Source organism: Paenibacillus harenae DSM 16969 (assembly GCF_000422465.1).
Classification (GTDB): Bacteria; Bacillota; Bacilli; order Paenibacillales; family Paenibacillaceae; genus Pristimantibacillus; species Pristimantibacillus harenae.
Window position 1 is genome coordinate 49,421 of record NZ_AULV01000022.1, and the last position, 16,794, is coordinate 66,214.

Annotated in this window: 16 protein-coding genes and 1 rRNA gene; 1 reads left to right on the forward strand and 16 read right to left on the reverse strand. The window is 52.1% G+C overall.

Translation table 11 applies throughout. The features are described 5' to 3' along the window. Window positions 1–16: 16 nt before the first annotated feature. From H581_RS0108660 to H581_RS0108690, 7 genes are all read right to left on the reverse strand, one after another. Window positions 17–445 carry a Mini-ribonuclease 3 gene (locus H581_RS0108660; protein WP_028609678.1) on the reverse strand — a complete coding sequence of 143 codons (429 nt, stop codon included), beginning with the start codon at window positions 443–445 and terminating at the stop codon, window positions 17–19. After that, the gene (cysS, locus tag H581_RS0108665; protein WP_028609679.1) at window positions 442–1,884 is read right to left on the reverse strand and encodes a cysteine--tRNA ligase; all 1,443 of its coding nucleotides are present in this window, start codon (window positions 1,882–1,884) and stop codon (window positions 442–444) included. The genes H581_RS0108660 and cysS overlap by 4 nt, the downstream gene beginning before the upstream one ends. Next, window positions 1,881–2,543: a serine O-acetyltransferase gene (gene cysE, locus H581_RS0108670; protein ID WP_028609680.1), complete on the reverse strand. Its 663-nt coding sequence runs from the start codon at window positions 2,541–2,543 to the stop codon at window positions 1,881–1,883. The genes cysS and cysE overlap by 4 nt, the downstream gene beginning before the upstream one ends. Before the next feature lie 623 nt (window positions 2,544–3,166). Continuing rightward, entirely contained in the window at window positions 3,167–4,630 is a 1,464-nt protein-coding gene (gene gltX / locus H581_RS0108675) for a glutamate--tRNA ligase (RefSeq protein WP_028609681.1), read from the reverse strand. Between the two features lie 50 nt (window positions 4,631–4,680). Continuing rightward, window positions 4,681–5,163, reverse strand: a complete 483-nt coding sequence (gene ispF, locus H581_RS0108680) for a 2-C-methyl-D-erythritol 2,4-cyclodiphosphate synthase (protein WP_028609682.1) — start codon at window positions 5,161–5,163, stop codon at window positions 4,681–4,683. Continuing rightward, a complete protein-coding gene (gene ispD / locus H581_RS0108685) occupies window positions 5,160–5,879 on the reverse strand; it encodes a 2-C-methyl-D-erythritol 4-phosphate cytidylyltransferase (RefSeq protein ID WP_028609683.1) in 720 nt (239 codons plus the stop codon). The genes ispF and ispD overlap by 4 nt, the downstream gene beginning before the upstream one ends. 43 nt (window positions 5,880–5,922) lie before the next feature. After that, window positions 5,923–7,020: a PIN/TRAM domain-containing protein gene (locus H581_RS0108690; protein WP_028609684.1), complete on the reverse strand. Its 1,098-nt coding sequence runs from the start codon at window positions 7,018–7,020 to the stop codon at window positions 5,923–5,925. 175 nt (window positions 7,021–7,195) lie between these two features. On the opposite strand from H581_RS0108690, the gene H581_RS0108695 reads away from it, so the two are divergent. Next, window positions 7,196–7,591, forward strand: a complete 396-nt coding sequence (locus H581_RS0108695; protein ID WP_028609685.1) for a nucleoside triphosphate pyrophosphohydrolase family protein — start codon at window positions 7,196–7,198, stop codon at window positions 7,589–7,591. Window positions 7,592–7,690: 99 nt separating this feature from the next. On the opposite strand, the gene pssA is transcribed toward H581_RS0108695, so the two are convergent. The 9 genes from pssA to rrf all read right to left on the reverse strand — a co-directional run bounded on the left by pssA (window position 7,691) and on the right by rrf (window position 16,637). Beyond that, a complete protein-coding gene (gene pssA / locus H581_RS0108700; protein ID WP_028609686.1) occupies window positions 7,691–8,437 on the reverse strand; it encodes a CDP-diacylglycerol--serine O-phosphatidyltransferase in 747 nt (248 codons plus the stop codon). A 94-nt stretch (window positions 8,438–8,531) separates the two neighbouring features. Then, window positions 8,532–9,608 carry a DNA integrity scanning diadenylate cyclase DisA gene (gene disA, locus H581_RS0108705; RefSeq protein WP_028609687.1) on the reverse strand — a complete coding sequence of 359 codons (1,077 nt, stop codon included), beginning with the start codon at window positions 9,606–9,608 and terminating at the stop codon, window positions 8,532–8,534. A 10-nt stretch (window positions 9,609–9,618) separates the two neighbouring features. Further along, window positions 9,619–10,986, reverse strand: coding sequence for a DNA repair protein RadA (gene radA / locus H581_RS0108710; protein ID WP_028609688.1), 1,368 nt, complete (start codon window positions 10,984–10,986; stop codon window positions 9,619–9,621). Between the two features lie 265 nt (window positions 10,987–11,251). Beyond that, window positions 11,252–13,714: an ATP-dependent protease ATP-binding subunit ClpC gene (clpC, locus tag H581_RS0108715; RefSeq protein WP_028609689.1), complete on the reverse strand. Its 2,463-nt coding sequence runs from the start codon at window positions 13,712–13,714 to the stop codon at window positions 11,252–11,254. A gap of 2 nt (window positions 13,715–13,716) precedes the next feature. Further along, the gene (gene mcsB, locus H581_RS0108720) at window positions 13,717–14,754 is read right to left on the reverse strand and encodes a protein arginine kinase (protein WP_051250576.1); all 1,038 of its coding nucleotides are present in this window, start codon (window positions 14,752–14,754) and stop codon (window positions 13,717–13,719) included. 69 nt (window positions 14,755–14,823) lie between these two features. Continuing rightward, window positions 14,824–15,345 (reverse strand): protein-arginine kinase activator protein McsA, encoded by a 522-nt coding sequence (gene mcsA, locus H581_RS0108725; RefSeq protein ID WP_028609691.1) that lies wholly within the window; start codon window positions 15,343–15,345, stop codon window positions 14,824–14,826. A 35-nt stretch (window positions 15,346–15,380) separates the two neighbouring features. After that, on the reverse strand, window positions 15,381–15,842 hold the full coding sequence (locus H581_RS0108730; RefSeq protein ID WP_028609692.1) for a CtsR family transcriptional regulator: 462 nt from the start codon (window positions 15,840–15,842) through the stop codon (window positions 15,381–15,383). A 317-nt stretch (window positions 15,843–16,159) separates the two neighbouring features. Then, on the reverse strand, window positions 16,160–16,393 hold the full coding sequence (locus H581_RS0108735) for an ArsB/NhaD family transporter (RefSeq protein ID WP_028609693.1): 234 nt from the start codon (window positions 16,391–16,393) through the stop codon (window positions 16,160–16,162). Between the two features lie 127 nt (window positions 16,394–16,520). Continuing rightward, window positions 16,521–16,637, reverse strand: a 5S ribosomal RNA gene (gene rrf, locus H581_RS0108740). Between the last annotated feature and the right edge of the window lie 157 nt (window positions 16,638–16,794).

Here is a 16,794-nt window from a genome sequence, read left to right on the forward strand (position 1 = left end):
TTGTTGCGAGAAGAGTCTATGACTGCTCTTCCTCGCCAAGCCCAATCGCAAGCAATTCCTTTAACCTGGCGGTGCGTCCTTCGTAATATAAATATCCGACCAGGCTCTCCAACGCCGTAGCCAGGCGATAATCCGCCTGGTCCGCATTTTTGGGCGGCGTGCCGGATTTAGCGTTGCGGCCGCGGCGGACGATGTCCGCCTCCTCCTCCGACAAGTGGGGCTGCCAGCGCTCAAGCACCTTACGCTGCCCTTTGGCCGATACGAATTTGGTCGCCTCGCGGTGCAGGTGATGCGACTTCTGATTTGGCAGCGAAATCAAATATTGCCTAACCAGCAATTCAAAGACCGCATCGCCGATGTATGCGAGAACGACGGGATTCATGAGCTGCGGGTTTTTGGCCGGCTGGTGGAACAACAACGAGCTTCCTTCTAACCGTTCGCTCATTTGCGCCGCCAACGGATACCCTGCGGCGTATCCTCAAGCACGATGTTTTTCTCCGTCAGCAGGTCGCGAATCTCATCGGCCCTTGCCCAGTTCTTCGCTTTGCGCGCTTCCGTTCTCTCTACGATAAGCTGTTCAATGTCTGCATCCAGCAAATCGGCGTTCGATTGTTGGAGCGGCAATAAACCGAGTACTCGATCCATCCGCTCGAGCAGAGTTAGCAAGGCGCGAAGTCCTGCCGCAGAAGCATCCGTTCTGCTTATATATTGGTTAGCTTCCGTTACCAGATCGAACACACTGGTAATCGCATCCGGCGTATTGAAATCATCGCTCATTTTCGCATGAAATTGTTCATGAATCGCACGGAGTTTCTCATCAAGCACGATTTCTCCAGAAGCGATTAATCCTTGCGCGCTTCCTCCCTCAGGTAACGGCCCGCCGATGGCCGACGCCAAGCGGTGCTTCAGATTAGCCGCGCAAATGGCTATCCGTTCCACACTGTTCTCTGCCTGTGCGATCGTATCGTCGCTAAAGTTAATCGGGCTCCGGTAATGCGCAGCAAGCATAAAATAACGAATCGCGTTCGGCTTTACCCGCTTCACCAGCTCATGAACCGAAATACCGTTACCGAGCGATTTTGACATTTTTTCATTATTAATGTGAATATAACCGTTATGCATCCAGTAATTCGCCAGCGGTTTGCCTGTAAACGCCTCTGATTGCGCCACTTCGCACTCATGATGCGGGAACTGTAAATCGTGGCCGCCGCCATGAATATCCAGCGTGTCGCCAAGATAGTTACGCGCCATGGCCGAGCATTCGATATGCCAGCCGGGACGTCCATCGCCGAATGGACTCTCCCATTTGATTTCACCCGGCTTTGCGCCCTTCCAGAGCACGAAGTCCTGCTCGCTTTCCTTCCGTTCCCCTACCTCAACCCGAATCCCGAATTGAAGCTCATCGAGATTTTGACGGGACAGCTTGCCGTAATCGGCAAATGACGAAGTCCGGAAATATACGTCGCCTTCGCTCTCATAAGCATAGCCTTTCTCGATTAAGCCTTGAATAAACGTGATGATTTGCGGGATATGATCCGTTACGCGAGGATTCAAGGTTGCTTTATGGATGCCGAGTGATTCTATGTCTTCGTGGTACGCGGCAATGAATTTATCCGCCACTTCCGGCACCGTCGTTTCGAGCTGCTCGGCTTTGCGAATGAGCTTATCGTCTACATCCGTAAAGTTAACAACATACTGTACCTCGTTCCCGTTTTCCACGAAATAGCGGCGGACAACGTCAAAGAAAATAAAGGGGCGGGCATTGCCGATGTGAATATAGTCGTAAACGGTCGGGCCGCAGACGTACATTTTCACCTTGCCCGGCTCTTGCGGCTCAAATGCTTCTTTCTGACGCGAAATCGTATTATATATCGTTACTGTCATTTTCTCAATTCTCCTCCAGCTATAGGTTCCCGAACCTTCTCCAGCTCGGTCTTTAAATCATCTATTTCCTTCTGCATCGCACGGAACATTTCGATGACCGGATCGGGCAGCTGCGTATGATCCAGCCGGTCGCCTACGCGTTGCCCGTCACGCTTCACGACGCGCCCCGGATTACCGACCACCGTGCAGTTCGAAGGCACCTCGCGCAGCACGACCGCATTCGATCCGATGTTCGAATAATCGCCTACGCTGAAGGACCCTAGCACCTTCGCGCCTGATCCGATAACGACATTATTGCCGATGGTCGGATGACGCTTTCCCTTCTCCTTACCCGTACCGCCAAGGGTCACCCCTTGATAAATCACGACATCGTCCCCGATTTCGCAGGTTTCCCCTATAACGACACCCATGCCGTGGTCTATAAACAGCCTTTCGCCAATTCGAGCGCCGGGATGGATCTCGATGCCGGTCATAAAACGGCTTACTTGCGAGATGATGCGCGCCAACGTGAACCAGCCTCTGCGGTACAACGGGTGAGCGACGCGGTGTGCCCATATGGCGTGCAAGCCCGAATAGGTGAAAATGACTTCGAATCGGCTGCGCGCAGCCGGGTCATTCTCGAATACCGCTTTTATATCCGATTGAAAATGGCGAAACATAGGCAAGACTCCTTTTACTCGCGCTCTATTTTCTTTGACAGCAGAAGCGCCTGTCGGCGTCCTTGTATGAGAACGCAACCGTGTACTCCATTCTGGGGGATGACGGTGTCGTCATGATGTTCTGAAGCAACTCATGAGTCATGCTTCGCGAAAAACGGTACCGCAGTGAAATAAGTCCATTTTAGAAGTGATAAATCATATAGCGTTTTATAATAAAAAAAGCCCCTGCAGCATTAGATGCTGCAGAGGCGTGTAAACTCGCGGTCCCACTCTGCTCTGAACATGCCTCCGGCCGTCGGCCAAGGATGTTCGTCTCGATGTCTTTAACGCAGACGTTACGTTGCTGCCTACCCCGCTTCAAGCGGATCGGAACAAGGCTCCCAGGTGCATATTTCCGTTCGGCGGACAGACAACTTTCAGCCCCATTCGATCTTTAGCGCCGCACTTCCTGCAGCGCCGATTCGAATGACGGTTGTCCTCTCTGCGAATCCGCCGGCAAACGTATTTCTCCTGTTCATAGCCGATCTATTCAACTCAATATTAGTCATAGTATACCGAATACCCGAAATGGTGACAAGAGCTATCTCTCACGGCTCGTCAGCAATCTTAAGGCATTGACGCTTTTACCCGTTTAAGCGCCCGCGCAGCCGTTCGATCACCTTCCGCTTGCCGAGCAGCGCGATCGATTGATTCAAATCCGGGCCGTGCGTTTGTCCGGTAAGCGCAGCCCGAATGGGCATGAACAGCTGCTTCCCTTTGAAGCCCGTCAATTTCTGAACGGACTTGATCATTTCTTTGATTCCATCGACATGGAATTCCGTTTCGCCCGCTTCGATCAGTTCCAAGAACGCCTTAAGCACAACCGGCACCTGCTCCTCAGCGAGCACGACGGCCGCATCATCCTCATCCGCAACCGTTTCGCGGAAGAACAACTCGGTCATCGGTACGATTTCCGCGGCATAACGCAGCTTCTCCTGGTGAAGCGCAATCAGATCCGCCGCCCAGGCGCGCCCTTCGGCATCAAGCTCCTTCTCCAAGCGGTCCGCTTTCTGCAGATGCGGGATACATAGATCAACCAGGCGCTGCAAATCGGTTTTTTTCAAATATTCGTTGTTCATCCAGCTAAGCTTCTGCGTATCGAATACGGCAGGGCTCTTGCTGAGACGGTCCGGATTAAACACTTGGATGAGCTCGTCGCGCAGGAACATCTCCTGTTCGCCTTCAGGCGACCAGCCGAGCAAGGCAATAAAGTTAAACATCGCTTCCGGCAAATAACCAAGCTCATCGTACTGCGAGATGAATTGTATGATGGATTCGTCGCGTTTGCTCAGCTTCTTGCGCTGATCGTTCACGATTAGCGTCATATGTCCGAACTGCGGCGGCTCCCAGCCGAACGCCTCATAGATCATGAGCTGACGCGGCGTATTCGAGATATGGTCTTCCCCGCGCAGCACATGGCTTATTTTCATTAAATGATCGTCGAGCGCAACCGCAAAGTTGTAAGTCGGAATGCCGTCCTTCTTGACGATGACGAAGTCGCCCGTGTCAGCCGTATCGAAGCTGATCGAGCCTTTCACCATATCGTCGAAGGCATAGCTGCGGTTCTCCGGCACACGGAAGCGAATGCTTGGCACTCGGCCTTCGGCCTCGAAGGCTTGGCGCTGCTCCTCGGTCAAGTCGCGATGCCGGCCGGAGTAGCGAGGCGTCTCGCCGCGCTCGGTTTGCTCCTCCCGCTCCCGCTCAAGCTCCTCTTCCGAGCAATAGCAACGGTAAGCAAGCCCGCGGTCAAGCAGCTCCTGCCAATATTCCTTATAAATATCAAGACGCTCCGTCTGACGGTACGGACCATAACCTCCGCCGATATCAATGCTTTCATCCCAATCGATGCCGAGCCATTTCAAATACTTAAGCTGGCTTTCTTCCCCGCCGGCCACGTTGCGCTTGATGTCCGTATCCTCAATCCGAATAATGAATTTTCCGCCGCGGTTTCTTGCGAATAAATAATTGAATAAGGCCGTTCTGGCATTGCCGATATGTAAATGCCCCGTTGGTGACGGCGCATAACGCACGCGAACTTCTGATGACATAGGTACCCCTCCTGAAAGTCGTGCTTCCTCTTCTATTTGCTTAATCCCGATCATAGCACATCCTTAATTAGGCAAACAATAGATTGCGCCGCAATTCCTTCTCCCCGTCCCGTAAAACCAAGCTGCTCCGTCGTCGTCGCCTTCACATTCACCTGCGAGACGTCCGCCTCGAGCGCCTTCGCAATAATTTCCGCCATCTGCGGTATATAAGGCAGCATCTTCGGCCGCTGCGCGATGATCGTGGAATCGATGTTGCCCAGCTTATAGCCGCGCTCGCGCGCAAGCTTCCATACATGCTCGAGCAGCTTCAAGCTGTCGGCATCCTTATATTCCGCCGCCGTATCCGGAAAATGCTTCCCGATATCCCCCAGCGCCAGAGCGCCCAGAATAGCATCCGATACGGCATGCAGCAGCACGTCGGCATCGGAATGCCCAAGCAGCCCCTTCTCATAAGGAATCGTAACTCCGCCTATAATGCAAGGACGCCCCTCCACCAATTGATGCACGTCAAAGCCTTGTCCAACCCGAATCATTCTCGCTCACTCTTCCCCTCTGTCTGTTTCTTGCGACGCTGCGCCAGCAGAAATTCCGCCCACGGAAGATCCTCCGGCGTCGTAATTTTGATATTCGTATATTCGCCTTCCGCAACGGTAACCGGCACGCCCATCCGTTCTACAACCATGGCATCGTCCGTTCCGATAAAATCTTCCGCCAGCGCGCGTTCAAGCGCTTCCAGAAGCAAAACACGCCGAAAAGCTTGCGGCGTCTGAATCGCCCACAAGCTCCGGCGGTCTGGCGTTGAAACGATAATCCCGGCTTCGTTAACTTGCTTGATCGTATCTTTGACCGGTACGGCGAGCACCGCGGCTCCGCTGTCTTCCGCTGCCGCGCAGCATGCCCGAACCGCATCCGCGGTAACCAGCGGACGAACGCCGTCATGGACCATCGCCCATTCCGTCGAGAGCGCCTGCAGTCCGCAGAACACGGAATGCTGCCGCTCCGTGCCTCCCTCAACGACCGCCGTAACCTTCGTCAGCTTATACTGCCGCACCCACTGCCGGCAGCGCTCAACATCTTCTCCGCCTACGACAAGCACGGCTTCCTTTACCATATCCATCGACTGAAACAGCTCTAGCGTATGGACGAGAATGGGCTTGTCCCCCAGCTGCAAATATTGCTTGCTTTCCTTCGTCCCCATCCGCGTGCCGCGTCCGGCCGCGACGATGACGACTCCCCAACCTGCTACCATTCCTTCAACCTGCCTCGCACTGTAATACTACCATCATACCTTGTTACAGCGCTTTTTCCAACAGCTTCGGCTTGGCAAAAATCATGCGGCCCGCCGACGTCTGCAGGACACTCGTCACGAGCACCTCCATCGTCGTGCCGATATATTCCCGGCCGCCTTCAACTACAATCATTGTACCGTCATCCAAATACGCGACGCCTTGACCATGCTCTTTGCCGTCCTTTATCACTTGAACAATAATTTCTTCTCCCGGCAGAACGACAGGCTTCACCGCATTAGCCAAATCATTAATGTTCAACACCGATACGCCTTGCAGCTCGCACACTTTGTTTAAATTGAAATCATTGGTGACGACCTTGCCGTGAAGCGCCTTAGCCAGCTTCACCAGCTTGCTGTCAACCTCGCCGATTTCCTCAAAATCACCCTCATAAATCAAAACCCGCACATCAAGCTCTTTTTGAATTTTATTCAAAATGTCGAGTCCGCGCCGGCCTCTGTTCCGCTTCAGCAAGTCGGAAGAATCCGCGATATGCTGCAGCTCCTCCAGTACGAATTCCGGAATGACGAGCGTTCCCTCAATAAATCCGGTTTTGCAAATATCCGCAATCCGCCCGTCAATAATGACGCTGGTATCCAGAATCTTGTGCTCCTCGAAGCCGCTTGCCTCGTCTACGACCGGTATGCTCCGGCGCTTCTCAAGCAGCGCCGCAAAGCCTGCGGCGAGTTCTTCCTGCTTATGGAGACCGATTCGCATACCTAAATAACCGAAGCAGAACATCATCGCAACCGGGATGAGACGCCCTACGCCCTCTAACCCGGATACGGCTGGATAAAGCAATACGGCCAGCAGCAAGCCCGAAAGCAACCCCCCGGCGCCGGCGAACAGCTGCTGCATCGGCAGTTCCGCCGTTTGTTCCGCGCCGTTCTGCATGAAACGGATGATTCTTCCAGCTAACAGTGTAGCTGCTATTACCCCAATAACCGCGCCAATTGCCACATTCATGTAATAAGTGCCGGATCGCTGAAGCATCCCGAATGATGAGCCAGACCATACGGCCGCTCCGTTCATCCACCCGTATACTTCACCTCCGGCCATACCGCCGAACAACATGCCTATCAATTGAATTATTCGTCTAACCATTATGGTTCACCTCCACTACAATTATGTTCCAATAATTGTCTTGTTAACCGTGGCGGCGCCGTTTTCTTGCAACATTTATTTTTTTTAATAATTCACATTTTGAAAACGATCCCCCGGAGGCTTATAATGGAAGATGAGATTATTTCATAAGAGGTTGGTGAAAGAGGTGGAACCGATGAGTGCTCCAACATTGAATCAATTTCAGCAGCAGGTTTCGGAATTACTGCTCAGGCATAGGAGCCTGCTGGATGTCATGTCGAAGTTCGGACAATCGGGCGCTTCCGTTAACCGCGCGGTTACAAAGGCGGTAACGGATTGCGGCTGTATTGAATTAAATGCCCGCAAGCAGCAATATTCGGATGAGCTGAATCTTGAGAATGCGAAAGAGACGCTGCAAAGCCATATAACCGGAGATGTATGCGAGCACTGCCTCGAAGCGCTCAAATCCGAACTTGGCCGCAACCTGTTCTATATGACCGCATTATGTAATCTACTTAATATTCAACTGGATGAAGTAATTGCCGATGAATACGACAAATGCTCGACTTTAGGCTTGTTTAATTTAACCTGATGCGGCTGCGCCAATCCGGCCCGTCTCTTGGAAAAAATGGAAAAACCGCTCGATCCATTCCTTCATTAGGAACGAATCGGCGGTTTTTGTTGTTTTCGCTTAAGCCGTGTTCTCGGATTGCACCGGTTCTTCCGGCTGATCATTTAATTTGCCGCGCTTGCGGCTGCGCTTCTTAAGGCGTCGATCAACGTTTTTTTTTAAGCCGTACAGCGCATAGAGAAGCAGCGGTACGAACAAGATTTTGGATAAATCATTTTTGAAGAAAAGCCCAAGCACTACCGCAACTGCGATCACGATGGGAACGACCCATACCGCGCTCTTCGGGATGCCGACTTTCTTGAAATTCGGATATTTAATGGTACTAACCATCAGAATGGAAAGCACGAAAGTGCTTGCAAGCAGTACCGATACATAAATGTCGTCTTTAAACAAAGCAAGCGTCGCAAGGACGCCGCCCGCCGCAGGAATCGGCAGACCGATAAAGTAGCCTGGGGCGCTTGTAATCACGTTAAACCGCGCAAGCCTCAAAGCGCCGCATATCGGGAATAACGCTGTTACAATCCATGCAAAGGCCGGATTAAGCTCTTGAAAAGCAACCACATACATAATAAATGCCGGAGCAACGCCAAACGAGATTACATCGGACAACGAATCCAGCTCTTTACCGAATTCACTTTGGACGTTAAGCGCCCGAGCAACGCGTCCGTCTACTCCGTCAAGCAGCATCGCGATCAATACCATCATCGCCGCTGTGTCCGGTTTTTCATTAAAAACAAGAATGATGGCGATTACTCCTAAGAATAAATTCCCCACCGTGAGAAGGCTCGGTATCGACTTTGTGATCATCTTTTCCACCTCTTCTCTACTATGCCCCAAAACCCTTAACGAATGTATCGCGTTTCATTCGGTATCGGACCACATTCCATCCATTGTATGGGATTTAGATTTGCCTGTCAATGAACATCTGCTCTTGAATCCGTTTGAGGCCTTCCTTGATCGCCCGCGCACGAACCTCCCCGATTCCGTCCACTTCGTCCAATTCTTCGATCGTTGCCATCAGGATATGCGGCAAACGGCCGAACCGCTCAATGAGGTTGTTCATAATGATTAGCGGAAGTCTCGGGATTTTGTTCAGCAGCCGGTAGCCGCGGGGAGAGACAGACTCTTCGTTCATATTATTTGTATGCGGATAACCGATCAAACGAATAATCGGCGGCGCATCCAGCAGCTCTTCGGAGCTGAGCTTCTTAAGACCTGCCCGTATTTCCCTGATCTTCTCATCGGAGTTTTCTTTCGCGTAATCCTTAAGCAAGTACCAGGCGTCTTCTTCTACGCCGCCTACCAGCTCATCCATTTGCATGCTGATCAGCCGGCCTTCCGTTCCAAGCTCGTTCACGTACCGTTTGATTTCCATCTTAATGCGAAGCACCATCTCAACCCGCTGAATGACATGCGCCACTTCCTGCAGCGTAACCAACTCCTCGAATTCGAGAGCGGACAAGTTGGTGAAGGATTGGCTGAGCACGGCCTTATATTTTTCCAGCGTCTGAATCGCTTGATTCGCCTTGGTAAGAATAACGCCCATATCTTTAAGCGAATAGCGCAAATTGCCTTGATACAGCGTAATAATGTTCCGGCGCTGAGAGATCGAGACGACAAGCTTGCCGGTTTGCTTGGCTACCCGTTCCGCCGTCCGATGCCGGATGCCGGTTTCGATCGACGGGATCGAGCTGTTCGGTATGAGCTGCGTATTCGCGTACAAGATCCGTCTCATATCCTCGCTCATAATGATCGCGCCGTCCATTTTAGCAAGCTCATACAAATAGTTCGGCGAGAAATCGCAATTAATCGAGAAGCCTCCGTCGACAACCTCCATCACTTCCGGACTGTATCCGACTACGATCAGCGCTCCCGTCTTGGCGCGCAGCACATTCTCCAGCCCTTCGCGAAAAGGGGTGCCAGGTGCGACTAATTGCAACAATTGGTTCATGATTTCAAGCTGAGTCGGTTCCTTCATCATCTGCCCCCTATCCAAGCGCTGCCTTAAGTGCTTCCGCCACCGTAGTCACGCCGATAATCTCTATTCCTGCGGGAGGTTTCCAGCCCTTTAAGCTTTTCTCCGGCATAATCACTCTCTTGAATCCCAGCTTCTCCGCTTCCTTCACCCGCTGCTCCGCCCGAGATACCGCACGGACCTCTCCCGTTAACCCGACTTCGCCGAAAATAACGTCATAGGGCTTCGTCGGCGCATCGCGAAAGCTTGAGGCTAAGCTGACTGCGGCTGCCAGATCGACGGCCGGCTCATCCAGCTTCACGCCGCCTGCAACATTCAAATAAGCATCCTGCGTCTGAAGGAACATGCCGTTCCGTTTCTCCAGCACGGCAATGATCAGCGCCATCCGGTGATGGTCGATCCCGGTGGACATCCTTCTGGGCGAAGGGAAATTCGTTGTCGCGACCAGCGCCTGCAGCTCGACAAGAACCGGCCTTGTACCTTCCATACTCGCTACGACTGTGGATCCCGATACGCCTAGCGGACGCTCGGACAAAAACAGTTCGGAAGGATTGGACACTTCACGCAGACCGTCCTCGCTCATCTCGAATATTCCGATTTCGTTCGTCGAGCCGAAACGGTTCTTCACCGCCCGCAGCAAACGATATGTATGATGGCGCTCGCCTTCGAAATAAAGGACGCAATCCACCATGTGCTCCAGCAGCCTCGGACCTGCAATAGCGCCTTCCTTCGTCACATGACCGACCAGCACCGTCGCAATCCCCTTGATCTTCGCGACGCGCATGAAATGCGCCGTACATTCGCGCACCTGGGATACGCTTCCCGGGGCAGACTGCACATTCGGATCGTACACGGTCTGGATCGAGTCGATAACGAGAAAATCCGGTTGAACCGATTCGATTGCCTCGTTAATTTGCTCCATATTGGTCTCGCATAATACATACAGCGATTCCGTCAGCGCGCCGAGACGATCCGCCCGAAGCCTCGTCTGCCGCACCGACTCCTCTCCGGAAATATAAAGCACCCTGAGTCCCTTAACCGCCAAAGCGTGAGAGGTCTGCAGCAGCAGCGTCGATTTCCCGATCCCGGGGTCGCCCCCGACCAGAATAAGCGAGCCGGGCACGACACCCCCGCCCAGAACCCGGTTAAGCTCCAGCATTCTTGTTTCAATGCGCGGCTCCTGCCCGCTTTCTATATGTATGATGGATTGCGGCTTTTCTTTCGCATGAAAAGACGATAATCCGACGCCCTTCGTCTTGACGACCGTCTCCTTCTCTTCCACCATGGAATTCCATGCATGGCAGCCTGGGCATTTTCCAAGCCATTTCGCCGATTCGGTACCGCACTCCGTACACACGAACTTCGTTTTTATTTTAGCCATTATAAACTCCTTAAATGAACAATACATAAAGTTTACCATTTAATCCTCTTCGTATAAACCCACCTTATTCATGAAATTCATAGTGCATAAGTCGCCGAAAAAAATTGTGCACATCTCCGTTATTCTTTTATTTCTATTATCGGATTTATCCACAGAATTATTAACATCTTATACACGTTATCCACAATCTTATTAACTTGTCCCCGCTGTTAATTAAAATAAAAAAAGCTCTCCCTATCCACAGGTGGATAAGGAGAGCTTTTGCTTATTTGGTCGCAATCTCCTCGGAAGAAGCAGACTCCGTAAGTGTTTTGGTTACAATCAACGCGCCATCCTTCTCGTCGATGGTGAACGAATCGCCTTTCCGGATATTGCCCATCAGCAGCTCCTCGGAAATACGGTCCTCGATATGCTTCTGGATCGCCCGGCGAAGCGGACGCGCTCCATATGCCGGGTCGAAACCTTCCTTCGCCAGGAAGTTCTTCGCGGACTCGGTCAAGACGAAGTCTACTTCCTGTTCGCGCAGACGCTTGCGAAGCTCTTCCGACATCAGCGTTACGATCTGAGCGATATGCTCCTCGGCAAGCGAATGGAACACGATCGTCTCATCGATCCGGTTAAGGAATTCCGGACGGAAGCTCTTCTTCAGCTCCGCCATTACTTTATCCTTCATGACGGAGAATTCCCGGCCCGCATCCTGCGTAGCCGTAAAGCCGAGCGAGGTATTGCGTTTAATCTGATCGGCTCCGACATTGGATGTCATGATGATCAGCGTATTGCGGAAGTCGACAACCCGTCCTTTGGAATCGGTTAGGCGTCCGTCTTCCAGCACCTGAAGCAAAATATTAAATACTTCCGGATGTGCTTTCTCGATTTCATCCAGCAGCACAACCGAGTAAGGCTTGCGGCGAACTTTCTCTGTCAGCTGACCGCCTTCCTCATAGCCGACATACCCCGGAGGAGCTCCGACGAGACGTGAGGTCGAATGCTTCTCCATGTATTCCGACATGTCGATGCGGATAACCGCATTCTCATCGCCGAACATGGCCTCCGCAAGCGCTCTCGCCAGCTCCGTCTTCCCTACGCCTGTCGGTCCAAGGAAAATGAACGAACCGATCGGACGTTTCGGGTCCTTCAAGCCGGCGCGGGCTCGGCGTATCGCGCGGGATACCGACTTCACGGCGTCGTCCTGACCGATTACGCGGTTGTGGAGGATCGACTCCATGTTCAACAGGCGCTCCGTTTCTTCCTCCGCCAGCTTGCTGACCGGAATTCCCGTCCAGCTTGCCACGACCTGAGCGATATCCTCCGGCGTAACCTCGGAATCGGTGCGTCCCTGCTTTTCTTTCCACTCGTTCTTCGTAATGTCGAGTTCTTCCCTTATCTTCTGCTCCGTATCGCGAAGCGCAGCCGCTTTCTCAAATTCCTGGCTTTGAACCGCGGCGTCCTTCTCCTTGCGAATGTCCTCCAGACGGCTTTCCAGCTGCTTCAAATTCGGCGGTATCGTGTAGGAATTCAAACGTACCTTCGAGCCGGCTTCATCGATCAAATCGATGGCTTTGTCCGGCAGGAAGCGGTCGGTAATATAACGGTCCGACAGCTTCACCGCTTGAATGACCGCATCGTCGGTAATTTTCACACGGTGATGCGCTTCGTAGCGGTCACGCAAGCCGTACAAAATTTGAATCGCTTCCTCCGGCGACGGCTGATCAACCGTGATCGGCTGGAACCGGCGCTCGAGAGCGGCGTCCTTCTCAATGTATTTCCGGTACTCATCCAGCGTTGTAGCGCCGATGCACTGCAGCTCGCCGCGGGCAAGCGCCGGCTTCAATATATTCGATGCGTCGATCGCGCCTTCCGCGCCGCCTGCGCCAATCAGCGTATGAAGCTCGTCGATGAAGAGAATGATATTGCCCGCCTGGCGAATTTCATCCATGATTTTTTTCAGGCGATCCTCGAACTCCCCGCGGTATTTCGTGCCCGCTACGACGGAGCCCATGTCGAGCGTCATCACGCGTTTGTCCCGGAGCGTCTCCGGAATTTCGTTGGCGATAATCTTCTGAGCCAAACCTTCGGCAATTGCCGTTTTGCCGACGCCCGGTTCACCGATCAGCACCGGGTTGTTCTTCGTCCGGCGGCTGAGCACTTGAATGACGCGCTCGATTTCTTTGCTGCGCCCGATAACGGGGTCGAGATTGCCTTCCTTCGCGTAAGCCGTCAGATCCCTAGCCAAGCCGTCCAGCGTCGGCGTGCTGACATTGGATTGCGAGCCATGACTGCTCGATACCGCTTCGCTGCTTCCCAGCAATTGAAGAACCTGCTGCCGGGCTTTGTTCAAGCTGATGCCCAGGTTATTCAGCACTCGTGCCGCAACGCCTTCCCCTTCGCGGATCAGGCCGAGCAAGATATGCTCCGTTCCAACGTACGTATGGCCAAGCTTCCTTGCTTCATCCATGGATAGCTCAATGACTTTTTTCGCGCGGGGCGTATAAGCGATATTGTTCGGCTGCTCTTGACCGCGGCCAATTAACGCTTCGACCTCGTCTTGAATTTTCTCCAGACCGAGACCTAATCCGATTAAGGCTTTAGCCGCAATGCCTTCCCCTTCACGTATAAGGCCCAGCAGAATATGCTCCGTGCCGATATTGTTATGTCCGAGGCGAACCGCTTCCTCCTGCGCTAATGCAAGCACCTTCTGCGCCCGTTCCGTAAATCGTCCAAACATCATATTCATACACCTCCATGATCTGTTTCACCACGCAATTTTTTGCGTATGAGTTCTGCTCTCCTGAAATCCCTCTGCTCCGGACTCATCTTCTCCTGGAAGGTTTGCTGCAAAAATCCGGGCTGCGTCATCACCAACAGTTCGTTTAACACCTGCGGACCTACCGCAGGCAATATGCCAAGATCGGCACCCAGCCGAACATCCGACAGCCGCTGAGCGGCCTCTTTCGAGTCCATAATCGAAGCGTAAGCTAAAATGCCGAATGAACGTCTAATCCGATCCTCGATCCGTATGCGCGACTCCTGCAAGAGCCTATTGCGGGCCGCTTTCTCATGCTCGATAATTTGCCTTGCGACGCTGTACAAATTATCAATGATTTCATGCTCGGATTGTCCCAGCGTAATTTGGTTCGACACCTGAAACAGATTGCCAAGCGCCTCGCTGCCTTCGCCGTACAAGCCTCTCACCGCTAAACCGACCTGCGTTACCGCCGATAAAATGCGATTAATCTGGTTCGTCAGCACAAGCGCCGGCAAATGCATCATTACCGATGCCCGTATGCCCGTACCAACGTTAGTCGGACATGTCGTTAAGTAACCGCGTTTCTCATCAAACGCATAATCGGCGGCTTCTTCATAAATATCGTCAATCCCGCTTGCCAATGCCCAAGCCTCTTGAATTTGGAAGCCGGGATATAAACATTGGATGCGCAAATGGTCTTCTTCGTTAATCATAATGCTGACGGATTCGTTATCGCTTAGGATAACCGCCCCGCAGCGCGATTCGTTCGCCAAGCTCGGGCTGATCAAATGCTTTTCTACAAGCACCCGTCTATCGAGCTCCGACAGCTCCGACAGCGGAATCGTCTCGAATTTGCCGATCGATGCCAGCTTACCTGACCGGCTAACCTCCGTAAGCTGTTCCATCACTTCTTTGGCCTGCTGGTTCGTAGCCAGCATCGGAAAAGGCTGATGGCGCAGGTTACGGGCTATTCGAATTCTGCTGCTAATGACAATTTCGGATTCCGGACCTTCGTCCTTCATCCATTCGCTCAGCGCATGCTGTGAAAATCGATGATTCGCCAAGAGTTATACACACTCCTTCATACCAGCTTACAGGTCCGTTATCTTGCGTTCCAGTTCACGTATCCGATCTCGAAGCTGAGCCGCGCTTTCAAACTCTTCATTCTCGATCTTTGCTTGTAAATCCCGCCTCAGCTGCTCAATTTCCCGCTTGCATTGAATTTGGCCCCCGGAGCGCTTCGGAATTTTTCCGCTGTGAACGGTGCCGCTGTGCACCCGCTTAAGCAGCGGGTCAAGCTTTTCTGCAAAAGCGTGATAACAATTACTGCAGCCGAATCGGCCGATTTTGCTAAACTGCGCATAAGTCAGTCCGCAATCCTCGCAGCGAAGCGCCGGCTGCTTCACGCCGCCCATGCCGGTACCGCCTAATTGCTCGAAATCAAGAAGTCCCGACAGCAAGCTGTGAATGGAGAAGCTGTTCGGAGCGCCGGGTATGCCTTCTCCCTTCTCTCTTGCGCAGGTCTCGCAGATATGGAACTCGGTCTTCTCACCGTTAACGATTTTCGTAAAATGAAGCGTAGCCGGCTTCTTGCCGCATTCTTGGCAATACAAGCCTGATCCCTCCTCCCGGTCTAAACGGATTGACCTTATTTAACCAGCAATGAGATGAGCATGGACCGAAGCAGCCTCGCTCTGACCTCATCCCGTAGCGGCAGCTTGAGAGCAATCGTCTCCCGATGCACAGCCGCGCGCAGCATGCCCGCTTCCCGCTTTGAAATGAGCTTCGCTTCTTCAAGCTGATAAATAAGCCCTTCCGCAGCGCCTTGATCGACGCAGTCGCCAACCGTTTGCTCGATATGGAACTGAATCGACTTCAGTGCCGGAAGATCAATCCGTTGAATACGGATATAGCCTCCTCCGCCTCGTTTGCTTTCAACCATGTAACCCTTCTCCATCGTAAAGCGGGTACTGATTACATAATTGATTTGAGACGGAACACAAGAAAATTTGTCAGCCAAATCATTTCGTTGAATTTCGACTGCGCCTTCCGGACTGTCTTGAAGCATGTGCTTCAAATACTGTTCGATGAGATCGGAAATGTTACGCAAACCACCAACCTCCCTGAAAAATAGCCAGTAAACCTCGGTTGAAACCTGAAAGTCAAAAAAGTCATTCAAGCTGGCGTCACCATAAACGAAATATTCTGATAACTGACTTTGACTTTCTTTGACTTTGATTTTATTATATGCAAAATTATCAAAAGGTCAAGTGCTGACGCAACCATTTTTATATTAGCTTGGTGCGGTTGGAAGCCGTTTATACATCGAAGGAACAATTCCGCGCATGAAAAAACGCTCATTCCGTTCGCCTGACAGGCAAATGGAGCGAGCGCCGCCCGAATACGACACCAACCGTCAAATCTTTATTAAAAAAGCCAATTTACCCAAGCGTACAGCACGACAAGCGTAAAGAGTAAGGTCGGCGGTATAACGATCACCGTAACAAGAACATAATCCATCCAGCCGATATCCATCTTATATTGCTTTAATATATGAAACCAGATCAAGGAGGCGAGCGTACCGACCGGCAACAGCAGCGAACCGATATCGCTTCCGATTACATTGGCCAAATAAGCGATTTTGAGCGTTAAAGGATCCATATGGCGCTCTACTGTTGCTATAAACCGTCAACCCATTTTTCAGAAATGGATGTTTCGTAGATTAATAGCGAAAAAAGAAGCCGGGCAAAACAAAAAACCTACCGCAATTATGCGATAGGTTATTCGTGCTTGGCGACGTCCTACTCTCCCAAGACCCTGCGGTCTAAGTACCATTGGCGCTGGAGGGCTTAACGGTCGTGTTCGGTATGGGAACGCGTGGTTCCCCTCCGCCATCGCCACCAAACGGGGATATTTGCTGAATCGCTTTCTGAATAACTTCAGAAAAGATTCAAGCCTTTATCCTTCAAGGCGCTTGCGCCCTGAAAACCGGATACGAAAGAAATTGCTGCTGAACTTTAGCTGTTTGTCTGCCGGATGTATGGGTCCATGCAGATCTTCTT